The following is a 23066-nucleotide window of genomic DNA, read 5'->3' as shown; positions in this document are numbered from 1 at the left end:
TCAATCCTTGAGCGACTGCTCCCGCAATGCGTCAGCCAGGAGGTTAAGCCCGAGCACGAAGCTCATCAGGGCAATGGTGGGCGGCAATGCCGGATGGATGGTGGCGCGCAACAGGCGGCTGGCATCCTTGATCGCCGTGCCCCAGTCGGGGCTTTCGGGCGCGAGGCCGAGGCCGAAATAGCCGAGCGTTCCAAGCAGGATCGTCGTGTAGCCGATGCGCAGGCAGGTATCGACGATCAGCGGCCCCCGCGCATTGGGCAGGATTTCCCAAAGCATGATGTACCAGGGGGATTCGCCGCGCGTCTGTGCCGCAGCGATATAGTCGCGCGTCTTGATGTCCATGACGAGGCCGCGCACGATGCGAAACACGCCGGGGCTGGACGCGAACACGACCGCAATGAAGATGTTCAACTGGTTCGGGTCGATGGAGACGATGCCAAGCGGGTCCGCATCGAAAACCAGCCCGGCATAGATCCAGCCGCCGAGCAGAAGGCTCAGGCCGAGCAGGACATACAAACGGTCGGGCCGGTTCTTGAAGCGCGTGTAGAACAGCATGCAGAAGAAGACGATGGGAAACATGAAGAAGATGCCCGCCATCACGTAGGGAATGGGGGTTTCCATGATCCCCGGCGTCACCAGCAGATAGAAAAGAAGGATGACTGGGAAGGCGAGCACGAGGTTGGCGAGGAATGAAAGCACCGTGTCGATCTTGCCGCCGTAATAGCCTGCCGGCAGTCCGAGCGTCGCGCCCACCATCAGCGCGAACATTGTGGCTGCGGGCGCAATGACGAGGACGATTTGGCTGCCATAGACCATGCGTGAGAACACGTCGCGCGCCAGCTTGTCGCCGCCGAACAGATAGACGCCTCCGCCCGATGTCTCCGGCACGAGGGCGCCGGGCGCGGCGTCCTTCATCACGGCGATCTGTGCAATCGGATCGAACGGAGCGATGACCGACGAGAATATCGCCGTGAACAGCCAGAAGAAGCAGATCGCGAGACCGGCGATGCCGACGCCTGTGCTGTAAAGCTGGCCATAAAGGCCGAGCTTGCCGCGATATGCGTAGCTGGCGCCCATTACCAGCGCCATGCACACCCATACGGTCCAGAAACGGACGATCGCGCCAATGATTATCTGGAAGGCGCCGATGTACTCAAGATTCATGGCCTCGGCTCCCTATTGCACCCGAATGCGCGGATTGAGATAGGCGTAGCCGATGTCGGACAGAAGCTGCGTGAACAGCACCACGAAGACCGAGACCAGCGAACATCCGAGCAGAAGGTCGATGTCGTTGTTGCCCGCGGCCTCCACCAGCGTGTAGCCAAAGCCCTGGTAACGGAACATCGTTTCCACGATCACCACGCCGGTCAGCAGCCACGGAAATTGCAGCATGATGACCGTAAACGGCGCGATCAGCGCATTGCGCAACGCATGCTTGACCACGACCGACCCGAAGGAAAGGCCCTTGAGCCGCGCCGTGCGAATATATTGCTGGGTCATCACCTCGACCATCGAGGCGCGTGTCATGCGCGCAATATAGCCGATGCCGTAGACCGCCATGGTCATGACCGGGAGGGTGAAATTGTAAAAGGTGACACCCTGGCCAGTGGCGCTCGCCGCCGATCCGTTCAGCCACCCCAACCAAGAGGCAAAGATGACGGAGAATATCACGCCCGACACATATTCAGGAGTCGCGGTCGTCGCGATGGACACCACCGACAAGGTTCGGTCCAGCCGCGAACCTTCGCGCATCCCCGCCAGAATTCCGATCAGCAGCGAGACAGGCACCATCGTGACCATCACCCAGAACATCAGGATGCCTGTCGCGCCGAGCGCGGGAAACAATTTGTTGGCGACCGGCGTCCTGAATTTCGTGGAGCAGCCGAAGTCGCCTTGCAGGATGCCGGAATAGGCAGGCACGTCCGGTTCGTCGCAGAAGCGGAAACGCGGCGCAGGCTTCTGGGTCGCGGGGTCGATAATGGGATTCTTCTTCACGACGCCGAGCCATTGGCCGTAGCGGACAAAAAAGTTCTGCCGATAGCCGTTGCGCGTCAGCCAGCTTTCGAGCTGCTCCTGAGTGGCCCGCTGCTCTGTCTGGCTGATGGCGAGCTTCTTAAGGTTCGGCTCAAGGCTGACCAGAAAGAATACGACCAGCGTCAGGCAGAGCATGGTCAACGCCATGACACCCAGCCTGCGCACAATGAATTGCAACATAGCGTCCCCTGCCTGTCGTCCGGGTTGGGGTCATGCGCGGCGGGCAGCAATCCGCCCCTCTTTCCGCCGCGCCATGAAAGGGAGGGGTGACCCCCTCCCTGAGATGCTATCGCATCAGGCGGATTCGTCGATCCAGACTTTTCCGAGGTCGATCTCGAATGTCGGGTGGATCGCGTAGTTCTTCACCTTTGTGGCGTGGTGGTTGAAGAGCTTGCGCCAGTAGGGCTGGATAATCACGCCGGAGCTTTGCAGCAGCGTCTCGATATCCTTCATCAGTGGCTTGCGCTTTTCAGGATCGGCGATAGCCAACGCCTGCGCCAGCTTGTCATCGAACTCCTTGTTCGACCATGCCGTCTCGTTCCACGCCTCGCCCGTGCGGTAGCCGAGCGCCAGCACCTGCACGCCGAGCGGACGCATGTTCCAGTTGGTCATGGAGAAGGGATACTTCGTCCAGTCGTTCCAGAAGGTCGATCCCGGCAGAACCGTCCGCTTCACCTTGATGCCGGCCTCGCGCAGCTGGGCGGCAATCGCATCGCCGGTGTTCTTGTGCCAGTCCTCATCCACCGTGATAAGTTCGTGCTCGAAATCCGCCTGCCCTGCCTCGGCCATCATCGCCTTGGCTTTTTCCGTGTCGCGCTCGACCTTCGGCAGTTCCACATATTCGGGATGGATCTGGCAGACGTGATGGTTTTCGGCCACCGTTCCCGCACCGCCATAGCCGAGTTGAAGCACGGTGGCGTTGTCGACAGCCAGTTGCAGTGCGTTGCGCACCTTCTGGTCGTCATACGGCTTGTTGTTGACGTTGGTGCGAGCCACCAGCGTGGTGGCGGTCACGATCTCCGTCTGGACAAGGCCGAGGTCCGACAGGATCTGCAGATAGTCGGCTGAGGTTTCGTAGCAGGCGTCGATCTCGCCGGACTCGAAGGCGCTCACCTTGGCGGACGGGTCCGTGCCGTAGTCGATGAACTCGACGCCGTCCAGCAGTGCTTCACCACCCCACCATGCGCCGTTTTCGCGGCGCTTGAAAACAACCTTCTGCCCGACATCGAACGACACGAGTTCGAACGGCCCGGTGCCGATCGGGTTCTTGGTGAAGTCCGCTCCCGTCTCATCGAAGGTGCGGTGCACCACAAGGCCCGGATAGTCCGCTAGGTTGGGTATGAACGAAATGTCGGGGCTGGGCAGGACGATCTTTACAGTCTTGTCGTCGACCTTGGTGATGCCGCCCTCGCGCGCCTTGTTCGTCGCGGGATCGACAAGCGTGCCCATGCGCGCAGCCATGGAGTTTCCCTCTGCCGCCTTGTCGCACCAGCGGTTGAAATTGTAGATCACGTCCTCGGCAGTGAAGTCGTCGCCATTGGTCCAGCTCGCATTCTTGCGCAGGTGCAGCACGAACTCCGTTGCATTGTCGTTCACATCCCAGCTTTCGAGCAGATAGGGCTCGAATGTGTACTCCCGCGTGTATTTCACCAGCGGCTCAAGCGACTGACGCTGAGAATTTGAGATTTCCGACCAGTCCGCCATGCGCGGGTCTTTCGGCGCCTTGACGAACATTTCTATGCGAAGGACGCCACCCTTCTTGGGCTCCTGCGCCAGCGCCTGGGTGGGTGCGGCAAGGCCGAGCATGCTGTACGCCATCGCCGTGGATGCGCCAAAGACGCTCGCCAGGGCGAGAAATTCGCGGCGGTCTATCCTGCCCGCTCGGGCCTTTTCCGCCATTTCCTGAATGTAATCTGGGACACGATCCCCATTGCTTTTGTAGAACGCCATGACCAACTCCCATTTTTAATCTTGTTGAAGTTATCATTTCCCATCTCGTCCGGGCTGTCAAAGTTCCGCGAGACGGTTCCCCAGTGGCGGCAGTCTGCAACGACGAAAGCGCCACGGTTGTCTGTATTGCGACACGATTGACGCAAATTCATTCAATCCTGCCCATTCGCGACCGCCGAAGTGTCGTCTTAACGAAAAATCACACTGGTGCTTTCCGTTCGGCGACAAAGAGGCCACAATCGTCAGCCGAAATGCGGTGGAGCGACGTGGCGGATGTCGCTCAAACGACAGAGGGGGTCCCCGATGAAACTGCGCCTGCTCGCTGGCATGGTCGCCTTTTCTGCACTTTTCGGGCTGTCGCCTGCGGGTGCGCAGCAAAGGCAGATCACGACTTCACCGAACAGCGACTATTTCGGGTTCGACCTGCGCGCGGAACGCGACGTATCCCAGGACCAGTGCGAGGCAATCTGCCTGGCCGAACAGGCCTGCAAGGCGTTCACCTACAATGTAAAGGCGCGCTGGTGTTTCCTGAAATCCGACTTCCGCGAGCTCAAGCCGTTCAAGGGCGCAGTCGCCGGAAAGGTGGTGGAGACGCAGTCGGAGCCTGACCTCGGTGCCGCGCCTGCGCTTTCCTTCATCACCGCGTCCATGAGCGACGAAGCTGCCGCGCTGCGTCGTGAGCGGATGAGCGCTCAGGAAGGAGACGCCGCGCTTGGGCTTTCCGGACTTGTCGCCGCCGGTCAAGGCGCGATGTCCGCGAGCGACCCCCGCACGGCCATGGACCAGTTCGCGCGGGCGCTTTCCATCGCGCCCGACGACAGCGCCCTTTGGACGCAATATGCCCGGGCAATCCTCGGCGTTCAGCCCGCCAACGGCTCCGAAACATATGCGCTCCAGCGCAACGGAACCGCGGCGGCGATCAATGCCTATACCAGTTCGCGCACAACCGGCGACCGCGCCGCGGCGCTTGCCGCGCTGGCGGCCGCGCTCGACAAGCGTGACCAGTTCCGCCCTGCCCTGCAGGCTTATGAGGCCAGCCTGGAGCTTGTGAACGATTCGACCCTGCGCGCCGAATATGAGGACCTGAAAGCGCGCAAGGGCTTCCGCATTGTCGACCACACAATCGACTCCGACAATTCCGCGCCCCGCATCTGCGCGCAGTTCTCGGAAGACCTTGTAAAGACCGGCGTGGACTACGCACCCTTCGTAACTGTCGATGGGCATGCGCCGCAATCCGTCGAGGCAACCGGCCGGCAAATTTGCGTCGGCGGCCTTGAGCACGGGCGCAACTATCGCCTGACCTACCGGCAAGGTGTGCCCGCCCAGATCGGCGAAGTTACGACCGTGCCGACGGTGCTGAACGTCTATATGCCGGACCGCGCGCAATCGGCCCGCTTCACCGGTGACAGCTTTGTGCTGCCTTCGACCGGGCGGCGTGGCATTCCCCTCGTAACTGTCAACATGGACAAGGCGAAGCTCGAACTCTACCGGATCGGCGACCGATCGCTTGCACAGCTTCTGACCGGCTACCAGTTCCTGCGCCAGCTTGACGGCTACGACGTCGACAACGTCTCTGAATCGCTCGGCGCGCCGGTCTGGAAAGGCGAGATCGAGATCGCCAACCAGCTCAACAAGGAAGTGACCACCTCTTTCCCCGTCGATGAGGCCATCGCGGAAAGGAAGCCCGGCGTCTATGTGCTCACGGCACAGCCCGACAAGCCCGGCGAGTATTACGATTCGCGCGCGACGCAATGGTTCGTCGTGTCCGACATCGGGCTTTCCACGCTGACGGGACAGGACGGGCTGAACGTGTTCGCGCGCTCGCTGGGTAGCGCCAGGCCGCTGGCGGGCGTTGAGCTGACGCTGCTTGCCCGCAACAACGAGGTGCTGGGCAAGGCAACGACCGATGCCGATGGCCGCGTCACATTCAGCGCTGGCCTGACGCGGGGCGAGGAAGGCATGGTCCCTGCCGTTTTGACCGCAAGCGCCTCGAACGGCGAGGATTTCGTGTTCCTCGACATGACCAAGGCCGGATTCGACCTCTCGGATCGCGGCGTGGAAGGACGTGCCGCGCCGGGAGCGCTCGACGTCTATGCCTTTACCGAACGCGGGATCTATCGTGCGGGCGAGACCGTGCATGCATCGGCGCTCGCGCGCAACGATGCCGCAGTGGCGGTTGCAAAGCTGCCGCTGACGTTCATCTTCAGCCGCCCGGACGGTGTCGAAGAGCGCCGCATGGTGTCGGACGGCGCGAATGCGGGCGGTCACACTATCGATTTCCCGCTTTCCGCAAACGCCATGCGCGGCACCTGGACGATGAGCATCTATACCGATCCGGACGAGGCTGCGCTTGCATCGCAGATGTTCCTTGTCGAAGACTTCGTGCCTGATCGCATCGAATTCACGCTGAGTTCCGACAGGGACGAAATCGCGCCCGGCGAAACGGCGAATGTGTCGGTTGACGGGCGCTTCCTCTATGGCGCACCGGCAGCCGGATTGGCCCTCGAAGGCGATGTGCGGCTGACGACCACGCGGGACTGGAAGCGCTTTCCCGGCTATTCCTTCGGTCTCGCCGACGAGGATCAAGGCGACGCCATCCAGCAGCCGCTCGGCGACCTGCCGCTGGTCGGCGACGACGGCAAGGCGAGCTTTCCGGTTGCAATCGACCAGATTCCATCGACCACCCGCCTCATCAATGCGGGCGTCACCGTGCGCATGCGAGAAAGCGGCGGACGCGCGGTCGAGGAGAGGCTGGACATAGGGGTTCGCCCGCAATCCGACATCATCGGCATCAAGCCGGATTTTGAAGGCGACTCCGTCGCGCAGGGCGGCACGGCAAGCTTCGAGGTGATCGAGGCGCAACCGGACGGCACGCGCAAGGCCGCCTCCAGCCTGGTCTGGTCGCTGGTCAAGCTGGAGCGTCAATACCAATGGTATCGTTCGGACGGTTCCTGGAACTACGAGCCGGTGACCCTGACCAAAGCCGTGGCGAACGGTAAGGTCGAGGCCACAGCCGACGCTTCCGGCAAGATCAGCCTGCCCGTCGATTGGGGTCGCTACCGGCTGGAGGTCGAAGCAGCCGACGGCCTTGGCCAGCCATCGAGCTATGAGTTCGACGCCGGCTGGTATGTGGAAACGACCTCCACGGAGACGCCTGACGGACTGGAAGTCGCGCTCGACAAGGATGAGTACAATCCGGGCGAAACCGCGAAGCTGAAAGTTTCGCCACGGTTCGCGGGCGAACTTCTCGTCGCGATCGGAGCGGACAGGCTCTACCGCACGATCAATGTTTCGATGCCGAAGGAAGGCGCGACAATCGACATTCCGGTCGAGGCCGATTGGGGCGCAGGCGCCTATATCACCGCCACCCTTTTCAGGCCGGGCGAGGCGCCTGAGTCACGCATGCCCGCGCGCGCCATCGGCTTGAAGTGGCTGAAGGTCAATCCGCAGGGCCGCGCGCTGGCGGTCAGCCTCGGTGCGCCGGAAAAGACCGCGCCGCATTCGACCCTGTCCGTGCCCGTATCCGTCGCCGGAGCCGCCGGCAAGGAAGGCTTCGTCACCGTTGCGGCGGTCGATGTCGGCATTCTCAACCTCACCAACTACAAGGCTCCCGACGCCGTGGGCTGGTATTTCGGCCAGCGCAGGCTCGGGCTGGAAATCCGCGACCTGTACGGCCAGCTTATCGACGGCTCTCTCGGCGTGGCTGGCAAGCTGCGCACGGGTGGTGACGGCGCGCAGATGACCGCGCAGGGCAGCCCGCCGAAAGGCAAGCTGGTCGCGCTGTTCTCAGGACCCGTCAAGCTCGATGCCGACGGCAAGGCAAGCGTGGATTTCGACATTCCGCAGTTCAACGGCACGGTGCGGCTGATGGCCGTCGCATGGACCGCTGACAGCGTCGGCAATGCCCAGCAGGACGTCATCGTCCGCGAGCCTGTGGTCATCACAGCCGGACTGCCTCGTTTCATGGCGCCCGGCGACCGCGCCGAGATGCGCCTGGACATCGCAAACACCGATGCGCCGGACGGCCTCTATGATCTTGCCATCGAGGCGGATGGCGGCATCGTCGCGGGAGGCCCGAACGTTCCGGACAAGGTCCAGTTGAATGCCGGAAAGCGGCAGTCCATCGTCGTGCCTCTGCGCGCCGACACGGTTGGGGACGCGCAACTGACATTGCGTATTTCGCGGGACGGCGGACCCAATATCGAGCAGGTGCTGGACCTGCCTGTGCGCCCCGCACAGCTTCCCGTCACGCAGCGGCTCGTTGTCGATCTCGGACCGAACGGCAAGAGCCTGAAGATCGACCGCGAACTCTTGGCGACAAGCCTTCTGGAAGGCGCAACGGTCAGCGTCGGCATATCGCCGTCAGCGGCGCTCGACGTGCCGTCCATACTGATGGCGCTCGACCGATACCCTTACGGCTGCGCGGAACAGACAACCAGCCGCGCGCTGCCCCTGCTCTATGTCAACGACATGGCGGGCGAAGCTGCGATGCGGGAGGACCCCGACATTCGCAAGCGCGTGCAGGATGCGATCTATCGCGTACTGAACTATCAGTCCTCCAGCGGCAGTTTCGGCCTGTGGTCGCCGGGCTCGGGCGATCTTTGGCTCGATTCCTATGTGACCGATTTTCTGAGCCGCGCCCGTGAGGCGAATTACGACGTGCCGCGCGAAGCCATGCTTCAGGCGCTCAACAATCTCCAGAATTCCATCGGCTATGATGCGGATGTGGAGGATCGGGGTACCGAGATCGCCTACGCGCTCTACGTGCTGGCGCGCAACAAGCGCGCCGCCATCGGCGACCTGCGATACTACTCCGACACCAAGCTCGAGGCTTTCACAAGCCCGATGGCGGTGGCCCAGCTTGCGGCAGCGCTCTCACTCTACGGAGATATCGAGCGTTCCAACCAGACCTTCGCAGCAGCGCTTTCGCTCGCAAAATCACAAACCGAATATGACTGGTACCGGTCGGACTACGGCTCGAAACTGCGCGACGGCGCTGCAATGCTCTCGCTCGCCGCCGAAAGCCAGCCTGCACCGACAGTGCTGCCCGAACTGGTGAAATATGTTTCCGATGAGCGCCCCCGCGTCCGGTGGACCAGCACGCAGGACCAGGCCTGGCTATTGCTGGCCGCGCGCGCGTTGAAGACACAGGGCGACGACATATCGCTCGACGTGAACGGCTCGCCGCAAAAGGGCGTCTATGCCAATCGCATAACGGGCGAAGCGCTCGCCGACAATCCGACCACGATAGTCAATACGGGATCGCGCCCCGTTCAGGCCGTCGTGACGACAGTCGCAACGCCGCGCGACCCGCTGCCTGCCGGCGGGGATGGCTTCTCCATTGCCCGCACCTATTACCGGCTTGACGGCAGCGAGGCGAATATCAGCGAGGTCAGCCAGAATGAGCGCTTCGTTGTCGTGCTTTCGGTGACTGAAGACAATGAATGGCCGTCGCGCGTGCTGATCAACGACCTGCTACCCGCAGGTTTCGAGATCGACAATCCCGGCCTCGTTTCCAGCGCCGAACTTTCCAACTTCGACTGGTTGGCGCAAACGCAGGCCGCGCATCTCGAATTTCGTGACGACCGCTTCATCGCCGCCTTCGACCGAACCGGAGAAGAGGACCGATCCTTTACGCTGGCCTATGTCGTGCGAGCCGTGACGCCGGGCGAATATACGCTGCCCGCGGCCAGCGTCGAGGATATGTATCGCCCGCAATTCTCGGCGCGCACGGCAATGGGAATGGTGGAGATCGGGGCGCAATAGCGTGAGCCGGTTGCGAAAGCTTTCGATCGGCCTCGCAATCACGGCCACGGTTGTCGCTGGCGGCTGGGCGGCATTTGAATGGGCGGATCGAACCTATCCGCCGCCGCTGCCCGAACGGCTCGACATATCCACCGAGGTCCGCGACCGCGACGGGGAGTTGCTGCGCGCCTTCGCGACGCTCGATGGCCGCTGGCGGCTCAACACAACCACGGAGCAGGTGGACCGCAAGCTGGTCGACATGCTGATCGCCTATGAGGACAAGCGCTTTTATGACCATGGCGGGGTCGATGTGCTGGCGCTGCTGCGCGCCTCAATACAGTTTGCCCTCAATGGCCGCATCGTTTCGGGAGGCTCGACGCTCTCTATGCAGGTCGCGCGGCTGATCGAGCCCCGCCAGAGCCGCAGCCTATGGGCGAAGGCAAGGCAGCTTTTTCGCGCGGTGCAGATCGAGCGGCGGCTTACCAAGCATGAAATCCTCGAACGCTACCTGACGCTTGCGCCCTATGGCGGAAATCTCGAAAGCGTGCGCGCCGCCTCGCTCGCCTATTTCGGCAAGGAACCGAAACGTCTCACCGTTTCGGAGGCCGCGCTGCTCGTCTCGCTTCCGCAATTGCCCGAACGCCGACGTCCCGACCGCAACCCGGACAACGCCCGTATCGCGCGAGATCGCGTGCTGGCGCGCATGGTCAGCGCGGGACTGATCGACGAAAGGGAGGCATCGCGGGCGGGGAACGAACCCCTGCCCCGAAAGCGACTCGCGCTGCCGTCGCTCGCGCCTCATGTGGCGGAAACCGCGTTGCGCAATGCGCCTTCCAGTGCGACCCATCAAACGACCCTTAGCTTGCCTGTGCAGCAGAACCTCGAATCCGTAGCGCGCGAGGCGGCGCGCAGGCTCGGTCCTCGCATTTCGGTTGCTATGATCCTTGCCGATGCTTCCAACGGCGAAATCCTGGCTGAGGTCGGGTCGTCCGATTTCTTCGACGCAAGCCGCTACGGCTGGATCGACATGACGAAGGTCGTGCGCTCTCCCGGTTCGACGCTCAAGCCGTTCATCTATGGACTCGCATTCGAACAGGGCCTGATCGGGCAGGAAACGATGATCGAGGATCGCCCATCCGACTTCGCCGGCTACAGGCCGAGAAATTTCGACATGGCCTATCAGGGCGACGTGACAATTCGCAAAGCCTTGCAGCTCTCGCTCAATGTGCCGTCCGTCAAGCTGCTCGACGCAATCGGCCCGGCGCGGCTGGTCGGTCGCTTCCGGCAATCCGGCATAGTTCCGATATTGCCGCGAAACGAGCCGCCGGGGCTGGCCATCGCGCTTGGCGGCGTCGGCCTGACCCTGCGCGATCTGGTGCAGCTATACACCGGCCTTTCAAATCGCGGGCAGGTTCGCGCATTGCATGATGGAACGGAAAAGCAGCCGCCGGTCGACCCTGCGCAATATCTGCTCGACCGCCGTGCAAACTGGCAAGTTGCCGATGTACTGTCGGGCGTGGTGCCGCCGGAAGGCGCAGCGCGGCGCGGCCTCGCCTACAAGACCGGGACATCCTACGGATATCGCGATGCATGGTCGGTCGGTTTCGATGGACGCTACGTGCTTGGCGTCTGGACGGGACGCGCCGACGGCCAGCCTGTGCCCGGCATCTCCGGCTATGCCTCTGCCGCACCCATCCTGTTCGAGGCATTCGAGCGCTCCGGCCTTCCGGCCGTGCCCCTTGCCGCTGCACCGCCCGGTGCGCTCCGCCAGACGGCGGACCAGTTGCCCGTCACGCAGCGCCGGTTCGGAACCGATGGCGGCCTGACCGTGACCGCCGCGACCGAACCCGCACCGCGCATCGTCTTTCCGCCGGATGGCGCACATGTTTCGCTCGGCGACCCCCCGGAAGAGCCGCAACCTGTCGTGCTCAAGATGCAAGGCGGGCGCGCGCCGTTCCGTTGGCTCGCGAACGGCAAGCCGGTTTCCGCTCCCGACCGGCGACGCGACTCCACCTGGGAGCCGGATGGACGGGGCTACTCCACACTCACCGTTATCGACGCTGTGGGGCGCGCCTCAAGCATCCGCATTTTCGTGGAATAGCAAGCTCTTAAGCAGCGTCGCTGACTCTCTCTCCGAATTACCTCAGCGGCCAGACGAACATCAAGGCGGGCACTCCCACGAGGATCACAATGATCGAGAGCGGCAGGCCGAGACGTGGATAGTCGCTGAACCTGTAGCCGCCCGGGGCCATGACCAGCGTGTTGCACTGGTGTCCAATCGGCGTCAGGAAATCGCAGCCCGCGCCTATCGCCACCGCCATCAGGAAGGCCTCCGGCCTGAAGTTCAAGCTCGTTGCAAATGACGCCGCAATAGGCGCCATCACGAGCACCGTCGCCGCATTGTTGAGAAACGGCGTGATGGCCATTGCTACGATCATGATGAGCGCAAGCGACCCATAGGGAGGCAGGCTTGTGCCCACTTCGGCAAGCCATCCCGCGATCACCTCGGTCGCACCTGTTTTGCGAAGCGAGTCGCTGACGGGAATGAGTGTTGCGAGCATGATGAGGATAGGACCGTCCATCGCCCAATACACTTCCCGGCCGGGGATGACCTTGAACAACACCATCGCGACAGCCGCGGTGAAGAACGCGATACCTACGGGAACGAGCCCAAGCGCCGTCGCCCCCATAGCCGCGACAAGGATCAGCAGGGGGACCAGCCCGTTTCGGGCGCTGCCCAGCTTCACCGACCGTTCTGCCAGCGGAAGCAATCCGAAGTCGCGCAACAGTTCCGGCAATCGCGCGCGGTCGCCCTGAAGCACGACCACGTCCCCCAATCGAAGCGTCACATGGCCAAGGCGCTCGGACAATCTTTCGCCCCGGCGGCTGACCGCCAGCAGGTTCACATTGTATCGGTCGAAAAGGCTCAGCCTCTGTGCGGACCATCCGATCAACGGGGAGCCTTCTGCCACGACCGCCTCGATAGCTCCCAGTTCTCCGCCATTGCTTTGAGCCTGCCGTTCCCCGGTGAGGCTCAATTTGGAACGCGCCACCAGTCGATCAAGCGCTTCATGGTCGCCCTCAATGAGGAGAATGTCTCCTTCTTTCAGGATTGCGTCAGGGAGCGGAGCAATGCGCAGATCTTCGTCGCGCATAATCGAAGTCACCCGGGTATCGCCCTGCGCCATGTTCAGCAGGTCGCCCACCGTCTTGCCGGCGACGGCAGAGTTCGAAAGCACGCGGGCTTCCGCGATGTAGTTCTCGATTTCGATTGCTTCCTGAATGCCGGCACCCTTGCGGTGACGGATCGGCACAAGCCACCAGAACAGCACAAGAAAAACAATGCCGACAATTGCGAGGATTGCGCCGACAGGCGTGAAATCGAACATCGTGAAAGGCGCACCCGTCATCTCCTTCCTGATTCCGGAAACGACAATGTTCGGTGAGGTGCCGATAAGCGTCATCAATCCCCCGAGCAGCGAACCGAACGCCATGGGCATCAAAAACACGGAAGGTGAGATGTTCGATCTGCGCGCAAACTGAAAGGCGATGGGTACCATGATCGCCAGCGCGCCAATGTTCTTGACGAAAGCCGACATGACAGTGACGGCGATCACCAGCAGCGCAAGCTGCGCCCGCACCGAAGTCACATCCGGCGCCCAGCGCTGAATCGCCAGTTCCATGATCCCCGATCGAGCAACGCCCGCGCTGACGATCAACGCAGAACCGACGATGATGACGATATCGTTGGAAAACCCGGTGAACGCGTCCTCCAATGGCACAACGCCCAACGCCAGCGAGACCAGAAGAGCGCCTGCTGCGACAAGATCATAGCGATATTTGCCCCAGATGAAGGCGGCCATCATCAGAACAATGACGGCGATGGAGAGCCATTGCGCGATGGTCATGCGAGCGCACCCTTATCCTCAGCCGACCGGCAGCTTTGAAATGCTCCCCGCACGACATCGGTTGCGCCAGGCACCCGATCAGTAGTCCTTCTCGTAAAATACACCGATGCTGGAATCTCCATCCGACCCTACAGCACCCTTGGCCTTCAGATTGTCGGTAATGTCAAGATTGACGGTGCCGCGCGTTGTGCCTCCGCCTCCCGCTTCGACACCCAGATAGATATTGTCCTGAATGTAACGGCCCGCGCGCACCGCCGCATTGCCCTTGCTGTCGGTTACGACATCGAGGTCGTCCAGCCCGGTCGCGCTGCGCAAGCTGCCGAGAAGCGACGTATTCGCGCCGCCCGCAAGTTCGGCGGCAGCCGCGGCAAGCTGGGCGATCTGGAATGGCGAAAGCTCATTGATGCCGCGATTGAAGATCAGGCGGGCCAGCACCTCGTCCTCGGGCAGTTGTGGTTGCGACGAGAAAGCAATGTCGAGCGCCGAAACACGTCCGCGCACCGTAATGAATACCGTTATGCCGCTGCTCTCCGAGCGTGCCACGAAATCAAGGAATGGATCAAGGTCGCCGACCAGCGTGACCGTGCCTTCGTCGAAGGTGATGCGCTGCCCGAGAATACCAAGTCGGCCCCGGATCATCCTGAACCCGCCAACCGGCTGGATATCGCTCACCGGCCCTGTGAGTTGCAGCGAGCCACCCAGTTCGGCGTCGAGTCCCCGCCCCCGCACAAACACCTTGTTCGGCGCGTTGAGCGCAATGTTCATCCTCAGGACACTGGGCCGCGCGGTCGGCACCGGCGTGCCATCGTCCGCCTTGGCACGCTTCAGGGTCGCGACGACGCCGGGCGACGGGTCGATGTGCTTTACCGCAATGTTGGCGGCAGCACCGCCAAAACTGTCCGGCACAGTGATTTCGGCCCGTTCTACGTCGATGCGCCCGCTGAGCGTCGGGTCGCGCGCCAGAGCGCCGGTCAGCCTCAGCGCACCGTTCAACGTGGCGACGAGCATGATGCCGTCCGCATAGCGCGCATTGTCGAGATTGATACTGATGTCCGCCGGAAACCCGGCGGCGGCATTGGTCGAGATCGAGCCACTTGCGCTGACCCTGCCGCCCGAAGCAAGCGCTGCCGACGCGCTGCGCAACACGACGCGGTCGCCGTCGAGCGAACCCATCACCGCGATGTCGTTCAGCCGCAGGTTGGACTCAGGATCGACAAAGCTTGCGCCCATAGTCGAGAACATTCCGCGCAACGAGGGGTGCGCCATGCTGCCTGTGGCGGAGGCGGAAAGGGTAATGTTGCCGGATGCCTGCGCCCCGCGCTCGGCAAGAAATCGGTTGGCGAGCGCCAGTGGAGCATCGCCCTTCACCGAAACCGAAAGACCCGGACCGGCCAGCGGAACCCGCCCTGACGCTTTGAGGTTGAAGCCGCGCGGCCCGTTCACGGCAGCCGACTGAAGCACTACCGTGCGATCCGCAAAGCGTCCGTTCACATCGAGTTCGAGTGGCGAAAGCCCGGCATTGTCGAGCGCGGTCGTGCGCAAGCCGGTCCCGTGCGCCTCAAACTCTGCGGCAGGCCTGGCAAGCGTTCCCGTCACATGTGCCCTGCCGTTCAAGGTCCCGCCGAGCCCCTGCCCCTTGGCAACCGTATTCAGAACCGCCACGGGAAATGCGTTCAGGTTCACATCCAGAGCCATCTGTCCGTCGCCCAAGGGCACGGCGCCCTTGGCGGTCGCGCGCAAACCTTCGGGGCTTGTGATCGCCGCGTCCAGGTCGAGCCTTCTGGTGTTCGAAACACCCTTCGCCTGAACATTCAATGTGGAGAGGCCCGCCTGCTTGAGCGCCGCCGCGGACAAGGACTTGCCGGAAAGCGTGAACTGGATGTCGGGCGCGTCGCGCGTGCCGCGCACATTGGCCTTGCCATCAAGCGTGCCGCCCAATGCAAGGTCCGGCTTGATCGTATTGGCAAGGTTCAGCGGCAAGGCGCTGATGTCGACTGCGAGGTTGAGCGCATCCGCGACCTCGCCATGGACTGCCACACGCCCGCCGCCCGCGTTCAATCTGAAGGCATCGATCCTGACATTCGCGCCCTGCACCAGCACGGAAGCAGGTTCAACAAGGTTCGCCGAAAGCTTGCCCTGCGCGAGATCGAGCGCGGCAAGCCGGAGCCGGTAGCCGCCGTTTTCCGGCGAGAGCGCGCCGCGCGTCGAAACGTTCGTGCCGTTCTTCAGCGCCGCTTTGGCATCGAAATTCGTGGTCGCTCCCTCGCTATGCGCATTGGCCGACAGGGTGCCGATTTCGATTCCGCCCGCCACCACGCCAGACGCCTGCACCGATCCATCGGCAATCGGAACGTTGAACAGATCGGCCAGCGTCGCCTCGATTTCGGCGCGCGAAACCTTCGTCTGGTCCATGACCAGATCGGCCACGCTGCCCTTGATCGACGCCTGCTGTTTGCCGTCCAGATGGGTAAGGCCAATATCGGCCTGCGCGGAACCTCGCGCCTCCACCAACAGCAGCGCCGCAGCAGTGGAAACGTCGGTCGATTTCAGCGAAAGCGCGCCTTCGAGCAGGCCATCCGTGTCTTGCTTCACATCGCCGGTGACGACCGTTCCGCCCGCCTCGAAGCGCAAGCCGCTGATTGCCTTGCCTTGCTGCGCCGAAATGACGTCGCCCGCGAGCGAAACGCGGTTTCCGTCAAGCAGCGCCTCGCCGTCGACTTTGCCGTCAACTCCGCCGTTTCGCGCAAGACCCAGAAAGGTCAGCTTGCCGCCGTCCAGCGCCTTTCCGACCAATGTGCCTTGCGGCACCTCGGCGGCAAAATCGAGCTTGATGACGCCGTCCGAGCCATCCGCCCTGCCCTTTGCCGTCAGCCGTCCGGATGCGCGATCCGACAACAGCGCCAGGTCCGCCAGCATCACATCGAGATTGAAATCCGCGGCGCCCGTCGCATAGGTACCGTCGGCGGTGATCCCGACCTGCACATTTTCAATCTTGAGATTGCGCGCCGCCAATCCCTGCTCGCCGCGAGCAACCCGTCCCGTGATCCGCGTCTCGCCCTGAATCAGATTGTCGATTGCAGGCGTGCCGATGCGCAAATCATTGCCGGTTCCGTCGAGCGCTAAGTCGAAGCCACCGCCAATGGGCGTCACCGTCCCCGTGGCCTTGAGGTCGACCGCGCCCGCCAGCTCGCGTCCGGCAAGTGCACCGAAGGGCGAGATGCTGGCCGCATTGATCCCTATGTCGCCGTTGAAGGTGAAGTCGGCGACGGTGCCCGAAAGCAACGCGGTCAGACCATTTCCGAGCAGTTGCGCCTTGGCAAGCTCGATCGGCTGGCCCGCCTGCCACGCACCCTCGATGTCGAGGTCGACGCGGTCGCCCAGCGCCTGCGCCACGTCCGCACGGGTTGCAGTGATCCCGGTCGCTGCACCCTTCGCGCTGAAACTGATGCGGCGCGCCGCCGGATCATCCAGGTTCGTGGCCTCGCCGCCGAGATCTATGGCCACCTCCCCGGTCGAGAAAGCCCCCGTTTCGAGCGCGTCGAGCGCGAGCTTGCCGCTCCACCGATCGGCGCTCTCGCCGTAGGAAAGATTGAACTCGGCGCGCGACACTTTCGTTTGCCCACCCGCAACGGGCAACACGACCTTGCCGCCAGAGCTGTCCGCAATTTCGGCGTCGATGGACAAACGGCGCAGGAACTTGTCAGAGGTCGTTTCAAGCGCGGCCTTGAGCGACAGGGCGGCGCTCGAAAGGTTGAGGTCTTCCAGCACGAACCCACCCGCGTCCGGCACGACACCGTTTGCCGTCAGCCTTGTTTCATCTCCGAAAAAGTCCCGAAAGACGGGAGAAATCAGCCTCGAGACCGGACCTTCGAGATTGGCGTTAAAGCCAAGCCCTTCGCCGCGCCGCGACAGGTCCGTCGCGCCGGTCAGCACGCGCTGTCCATCTGCATCCAGCGTCAGCGCGACCGTGAGCCGGTCGATCGGACCTGATCCCTTGACCGTCAGCAACATCGGAGGACGGCCTTCGACTCCGAGCAGATTGGCGACAACGCCGTTGGCCGGTTCATCGAGTGTGAGATCGAGCGCAAGCTGGCGCGTCGAATTGGCATAGCTCGCGGTCAGGCCGAGCTTGCCGCCCGGACCGTCGATGCGCGTGATGTCCAGCGCAGCGTCAAGAGACCCGGACGCAAGCGTCATGCGGCCGGTAACCGAAATTTCGGACGCCAGCCCGAACACATTCGGCCCGAACGTGACGCGATCCACCGCCAATGCGTCCAGACGCACCGAAACCGGCAGTTCCGGCACCTTGAAGCCACCGGATTCCGGCGCGGGCAGGCCCTCCGCGGGGAGCGGCTTGCGCAAAACCTCAATTCGCTCCGCGCCGAGGCGGCTGATGTTGAGCCTGCCGAGCAGTAAGGCGCTTCGGGTCCAGGTGATCCGCGCATTGACGATGCGCAACCAGATGCCTTCCCGGTCTGCGATGCTGATTTCGCCAATTGTCGCATTGGAGGACAAGGCGCCCTGGATACCGTTGATGCGAATCTGGCGATCCGGCGTCGAAAGCTGGTTTTCGAGCAGGCCGACCAGATAGGAGCGGTCCGCCTGCTCGGAACTGTCCTGCGCCTGCGCGGGCAGGATGAAGAGCAGCATCAGAAGGGCAATGAAGAAGCGCATCAGAAGGCTTGTCCTATGCCGACATAGAAAGCGACGTCCGGATCGTCCGGCCCCGGATCGAGCGGCACGGCGACATCCAGCCTGAGCGGCCCGAGCCCGGTATAGTAGCGCAGGCCGCCGCCCACGCCGAGCTTCAGGTCCTCGTCGAAATCAGGGAAGGTTTCCGCGCCGACATAACCGGCATCGATGAAACCCACCACGCCGATTGTATCGGTGACGCGGGCGCGGGCCTCCACCGAAGCCTCGATCAGAGAGCGCCCGCCCGTAACCAGATCAGTTCCCGCGACGGGTACGCCGATGGTCCGGTAGCCGTAGCCGCGCACCGACCCGCCGCCGCCCGCGAAGAAAAGCACGTCGGGCGGCAGTTCGGCGATGCTTGCGCCGACGACCGAGCCAAGTTTGACGCGGCCCGCCAGCACAAATGGCCGCTTTTCGCCAAAGCCAAGATAGCCGCGCGCTTCTCCGGTGAAGCGGCTGGCAAAATTTCCATACTCGGCTTCGTAGAAGGGCTCGATCGTGCCGTCGAGGTAGGTGCCGCGAGTGGCATCGACGGGCTTGTCGCGGCTGTCATAGGTGAGGCCTCCGAGCATGCCGAGCGTCATGAAATCGCGCGTACCGAACACGTCGTCCTCGAACCGTGACCGCGAAGCCACCGCAAAAAGCTTGCCCTGCAATTCATTCGTGAACATGTGGGTGAAGCCCACCTGCGCGGTTACTGAATTGCGGGTGTATACGTCGAGAACCTCGCGTTCGCCGATCAGTGAAGCAATGAAATCGGTGTCCGGTGTAAAAACGCCGGGCTTTGTGAAGGTGACGCCGGCCTTGTAGGTCAGTTCGCTCGGGTCGACAGTGGGGCCAAGCCCGGCAACCTTCGCATCGAACCGCAGCCGCTCGGCGCGTCCGAAAAGATTGCGATGCATCCAGTAGGCTTCAAAGCCCGCGCCGTCGATCGTCGAATAGTTCGCGCCGACGCCGAAGCGGCGCGGCAGACGTTCCTGCACGATGACGCTGATAGGCAACGAACCGCCCGGCCCCAGTTCCGCGCCTTCCTCGATGCGAAGCGCACGAAAAACGTCCAGTTTCGACAGTCGGACATTGGCGCGCGCGATGTCGTCAGGATCGAACTCCGCGCCGCGCGGCAGACCGGTCATGTAGGCGACATAGTCAGGGTCCATCCGCTCGGTGCCGGACACGCTGACGTCGCCGTAGTAAGTCATCGGACCGGGGTCTGCCCCGACGGTCGCATCGACAAGGTTAGTGTCATGTGCTGCGACGACGCGGCGGTCGATTGCCTTGGCCTTTGCGTGGCCCTGTTGCCGCCAGGCCTCTATCGTAAGCGTCTCGGCCCTAATGATCGTGCCGGAGCGCGCGACCTCGCCGGCCCTGTATCCCTCTTCGGCCGGGTCGGCCACTTCATCCCTGCGGTGTTGCGCAGGCGGGGCGGGATTGACGATGTTGGCCTGGCCGAAATGGAACAGTGGCCCGGGGTCGATGTTCACGACAACCGCCGCCGGGTCCGGAAGTTGGGTGTCAGGCGCCATATTGGCGGCCTCGCGCCCTTCGACGGTGATGGAAATCGTGCCGCCATACAGACCCTCGCCATAAAGGGTCGACAGCAGGCGCCTGTAGTCGCCCCGCGCCTTGGCAAGCAGGCCGGCTGCGCCCGAAGCCGGCTTTTCATCGTCTTTCACGAGGCTCGATGCAGCTTCGAGTTTCTTCTTCAGCTTCTTGTCTTCGCCGCTGACATTGAACGTAACGGCGTAGTGCTGCGGTTCGCCGATAACCTCTTCGGCGGGATCGGGTTCATCCTTGCCGAAAATCTTGATGCCGAACAGCTCGAATCCATAGGCGGGCGCGCCGGCGAACACACTGGCGAGAGCTATGGCGGCGGACACTGCACAACGCCGGAATAGCAAATTCGTCAACAAACCTCTCCGACCGGCCCCCAGGTACTCCTGAATTTGCCAGCAAAAAGATGGCGCATTTGCGTATGCGGTGGACCCCTCCCGTCCCCCTGTCAGTCGCAACGAAAGACCGCTAACACGCGTCGTTTGCGGCAACAACCCTTCTCAACGCAAAGCTGTACTGGCCCATACGACATTTCGGCAAGGTATGTTGCGCGTCTGCGTCACCTTTGCCAAAGCGTCGCCATGGCAACGAATCGAGACGCATCCACCGCAAAAGCAGCCCTATGGATGGGCGCATGGCTTGCACTGATGCTCGGAATGACTTGGGCGAGCCGCGAGGTCACACGCGAGATTTCCGTGCTTCAACTGATGGAATTGCGCTCCGTGATCGGCTTTTTCATGTTGTTGCCGCTCGTGTTTTCAGCCGGTGGTTTCGCCGCAATGAAAACCAGCAGGCCGCTGGCCCACATTTCCCGAAACGTCGCGCACTATATCGGCCAGGCGCTCTGGCTCTATGCGCTTACCCTCATTCCGCTCGCGCATCTTATCTCGATAGAATTCACCACACCCCTGTGGACCGCCTTGCTCGCAGTGGTCTTTCTGGGCGAGACGCTCAATTCACGCAAGATCGGCGCGATAGCGCTCGGCCTTGTCGGCGTTGCGATCATTGTGCGGCCCGGCGCAACGGAAATAGACCCCGGACATCTTGTCGTGCTTGCCGCAGCGCTGACCTTCGCCGTCTCCGTTGTTCTGGTCAAATCGTTGACCCGGACGGAAAGCGTTGTGGCCATCATTTTCTGGATGCTCGTGATCCAGTCCGCAATCGGGCTCGTTCCGGCCCTTTCGCAGTGGCGGTGGCCAAGCCAGGAATTGTGGCCCTGGATCGCCACGGCTGCCTTTTGCGGAAGCTTTGCCCATTATTGCCAGGCACGCGCACTGGTCCACGCCGATGCAACCGTCGTGGTTCCCATGGACTTCCTGCGCGTTCCGCTCACGGCGCTGCTCGGCTTTCTGGTCTATAACGAAAGCCTCGACATGATGACGGCGCTCGGTGCAGCGCTGATCCTGTGCGGCAACCTGCTCAACCTGCAGCGAAAGCCTGTCCCGGCAACAGTTTGACATTGCCGGAGCGCAAAGCTCGACCAGACATGTCGGCTTCGTGCATACTCATTCGTCCTGGAAGTGAATGAGGAAGCGCGCCATGCAATATGCAATTCTCTGCTACGATGACGAATCCATACTCGAGACCTGGTCGGACGCCAGGATGGACGAGGTGATCGGCAAACATCAGGCGGCGACCCGCCCGGTGGCCGCGCGTGGCAAGCTTGGACCCGTCCTGCGGCTCCTCCCCACCAGCACGGCCATGACAGTGCGCTCCGGCGACAAGCCGACGGTGATCGACGGTCCCTTTGCGGAAACGAAAGAGCAGTTGCTCGGCCTGTGGATCATTGACGCCGAGACACATGAGGAAGCGCTGGCGCTGGCCGAAGAACTCGCCGGACACAAGGACAGCGGTTCCATGGAAGTGCGCCCGTTGCTGATGTTCATGGACGGCAAAGCGCCTGCTGCATGAGCGAACTCGGCTGGATAGATGCAGCGCTGACATCGGCCAGACCACAGGCGGTGGCCGCATTGCTGCGCTATTTCGGCAATCTGGATACCGCTGAGGAAGCCTTTCAGGAAGCGTGCCTGCGGGCGCTGCGGAACTGGCCTGACAAGGGACCGCCCCGCGATCCCGCAGCCTGGCTGATCTTTGTCGGTCGCAATTTCGGCGTGGACCAGATTCGCAAGACCAGCCGCCAGACTGTCCTCCCGGAGGAAGAAAGGCTCTCCGATCTCGAGGACCGCGAGACCGATATGGCAGAGCGGCTGGACAATTCGCACTATCGCGACGATGTCCTGCGGCTACTCTTCATCTGTTGCCATCCGGACCTGCCCGCCACCCAGCAGATCGCACTGGCGCTGCGCATCGTTTCTGGACTGAGCGTGAAAGAGATCGCTCGCGCTTTTCTCGTCAGCGAAGCGGCCATGGAACAGCGCATCACCCGTGCCAAGCGCATCGTCTCTTCGGCTGGTCGCGAGTTCGAGACACCCGGAGCGGTCGAGCGGGCGGAGCGGCTGGGCGTCGTCGCGGCCATGCTCTACCTGCTTTTCAACGAAGGCTATTCGGCAACCGGCGGAACGGCGCATATGCGCGCGTCGCTCTGCCTCGAAGCCATCAGACTGACCCGGCTCCTGCTGCGCCTTTTCCCCGCGGAGCCGGAAGTCATGGGCCTGCTCGCCCTCATGCTGCTCCAGCATTCCCGCGCGAGCGCGCGCCTCGATGCAGATGGCGAAATCGTCCTGCTCGACGATCAGGATCGAAGTCTGTGGGACCGCGCGCTCATCGATGAAGGACTGGTGCTCATCGACAAGGCAATCCGCCACGCCCGCCCCGGAGCGTATCAGGTGCAGGCCGCGCTGGCCGCCGTCCATGCCCGTGCTCATCGACCCGAGGACACGGATTGGAACGAGATCGACCGGCTCTACGGCCTGCTGGAACGCATCAGCCCCTCGCCCGTCGTGACGCTCAACCGTTCGGTGGCGGTTTCGAAGACGCTTGGACCCCACGCCGCGCTCGTCATCATCGAACCGCTTGAAAAGGCCCTCCAAGGCTATTTTCATTTTCACGGCGTGAAGGGCGCATATCTCCTGCAACTGGGACGAACCGAGGAAGCCCGTTCCAGTTTCGACCGCGCGATTTCGCTCGCCAACACGCCTGCGGAAGCCGCGCACATCCGCCAGCACATCGATCGGCTGCAGGGCAGCCACACCCGGCAAATCCCCGTGCAAAAAGGGGCTTGAGCTT

At 62.6% G+C, this 23066-nt stretch carries 11 protein-coding genes; 5 read left to right on the top strand and 6 right to left on the bottom strand.

The window, feature by feature from the left end; genetic code table 11:
- The 3 genes from M9924_13210 to M9924_13200 form a co-directional block, all read right to left on the bottom strand.
- A complete protein-coding gene (locus M9924_13210) occupies positions 1-1164 on the bottom strand; it encodes an ABC transporter permease (protein ID MCO5065355.1) in 1164 nt (387 codons plus the stop codon).
- Positions 1165-1176: 12 nt separating this feature from the next.
- Positions 1177-2214, bottom strand: a complete 1038-nt coding sequence (locus tag M9924_13205; GenBank protein MCO5065354.1) for an ABC transporter permease — start codon at positions 2212-2214, stop codon at positions 1177-1179.
- 114 nt (positions 2215-2328) lie between these two features.
- Positions 2329-3984, bottom strand: coding sequence for an ABC transporter substrate-binding protein (locus M9924_13200; protein MCO5065353.1), 1656 nt, complete (start codon positions 3982-3984; stop codon positions 2329-2331).
- A 327-nt stretch (positions 3985-4311) separates the two neighbouring features.
- Between M9924_13200 and M9924_13195 the strand changes: the two genes are divergently transcribed.
- Both M9924_13195 and pbpC read left to right on the top strand, forming a co-directional pair.
- The gene (locus M9924_13195) at positions 4312-9750 is read left to right on the top strand and encodes an alpha-2-macroglobulin family protein (protein MCO5065352.1); all 5439 of its coding nucleotides are present in this window, start codon (positions 4312-4314) and stop codon (positions 9748-9750) included.
- A 25-nt stretch (positions 9751-9775) separates the two neighbouring features.
- The gene (pbpC, locus tag M9924_13190) at positions 9776-11830 is read left to right on the top strand and encodes a penicillin-binding protein 1C (protein ID MCO5065351.1); all 2055 of its coding nucleotides are present in this window, start codon (positions 9776-9778) and stop codon (positions 11828-11830) included.
- A 37-nt stretch (positions 11831-11867) separates the two neighbouring features.
- Here the strand turns inward: pbpC and M9924_13185 are convergent, their stop codons facing one another.
- The 3 genes from M9924_13185 to M9924_13175 all read right to left on the bottom strand — a co-directional run bounded on the left by M9924_13185 (position 11868) and on the right by M9924_13175 (position 20206).
- A complete protein-coding gene (locus M9924_13185) occupies positions 11868-13637 on the bottom strand; it encodes an SLC13 family permease (GenBank protein ID MCO5065350.1) in 1770 nt (589 codons plus the stop codon).
- Positions 13638-13715: 78 nt separating this feature from the next.
- A complete protein-coding gene (locus M9924_13180; GenBank protein MCO5065349.1) occupies positions 13716-18311 on the bottom strand; it encodes a translocation/assembly module TamB domain-containing protein in 4596 nt (1531 codons plus the stop codon).
- Positions 18311-20206: an autotransporter assembly complex protein TamA gene (locus M9924_13175; GenBank protein ID MCO5065348.1), complete on the bottom strand. Its 1896-nt coding sequence runs from the start codon at positions 20204-20206 to the stop codon at positions 18311-18313. Before M9924_13175 ends, M9924_13180 begins: the two co-directional genes overlap by 1 nt.
- A 255-nt stretch (positions 20207-20461) precedes the next feature.
- Between M9924_13175 and M9924_13170 the strand changes: the two genes are divergently transcribed.
- The 3 genes from M9924_13170 to M9924_13160 all read left to right on the top strand — a co-directional run bounded on the left by M9924_13170 (position 20462) and on the right by M9924_13160 (position 23062).
- Entirely contained in the window at positions 20462-21337 is an 876-nt protein-coding gene (locus M9924_13170) for a DMT family transporter (GenBank protein ID MCO5065347.1), read from the top strand.
- A gap of 82 nt (positions 21338-21419) precedes the next feature.
- A complete protein-coding gene (locus tag M9924_13165) occupies positions 21420-21791 on the top strand; it encodes a YciI family protein (GenBank protein MCO5065346.1) in 372 nt (123 codons plus the stop codon).
- Positions 21788-23062 (top strand): RNA polymerase sigma factor, encoded by a 1275-nt coding sequence (locus tag M9924_13160; GenBank protein ID MCO5065345.1) that lies wholly within the window; start codon positions 21788-21790, stop codon positions 23060-23062. Before M9924_13165 ends, M9924_13160 begins: the two co-directional genes overlap by 4 nt.
- Positions 23063-23066: the final 4 nt, after the last annotated feature.

Source organism: Rhizobiaceae bacterium (genome assembly GCA_023953835.1).
Lineage (GTDB): Bacteria > Pseudomonadota > Alphaproteobacteria > Rhizobiales > Rhizobiaceae > Mesorhizobium_G.
Note: the sequence above shows the minus strand (reverse complement) of the source record. Positions and strands in the feature narration are given on the sequence as shown.

Coding starts and splice junctions, on each gene's coding strand:
- M9924_13210 (MCO5065355.1), bottom strand. CDS start 1,164: ATGAATCTTGAGTACATCGGCGCCTTCCAGATAATCATTGGCGCGATC.
- M9924_13205 (MCO5065354.1), bottom strand. CDS start 2,214: ATGTTGCAATTCATTGTGCGCAGGCTGGGTGTCATGGCGTTGACCATG.
- M9924_13200 (MCO5065353.1), bottom strand. CDS start 3,984: ATGGCGTTCTACAAAAGCAATGGGGATCGTGTCCCAGATTACATTCAG.
- M9924_13195 (MCO5065352.1), top strand. CDS start 4,312: ATGGTCGCCTTTTCTGCACTTTTCGGGCTGTCGCCTGCGGGTGCGCAG.
- M9924_13185 (MCO5065350.1), bottom strand. CDS start 13,637: ATGACCATCGCGCAATGGCTCTCCATCGCCGTCATTGTTCTGATGATG.
- M9924_13180 (MCO5065349.1), bottom strand. CDS start 18,311: ATGCGCTTCTTCATTGCCCTTCTGATGCTGCTCTTCATCCTGCCCGCG.
- M9924_13170 (MCO5065347.1), top strand. CDS start 20,462: ATGGCAACGAATCGAGACGCATCCACCGCAAAAGCAGCCCTATGGATG.
- M9924_13165 (MCO5065346.1), top strand. CDS start 21,420: ATGCAATATGCAATTCTCTGCTACGATGACGAATCCATACTCGAGACC.
- M9924_13160 (MCO5065345.1), top strand. CDS start 21,788: ATGAGCGAACTCGGCTGGATAGATGCAGCGCTGACATCGGCCAGACCA.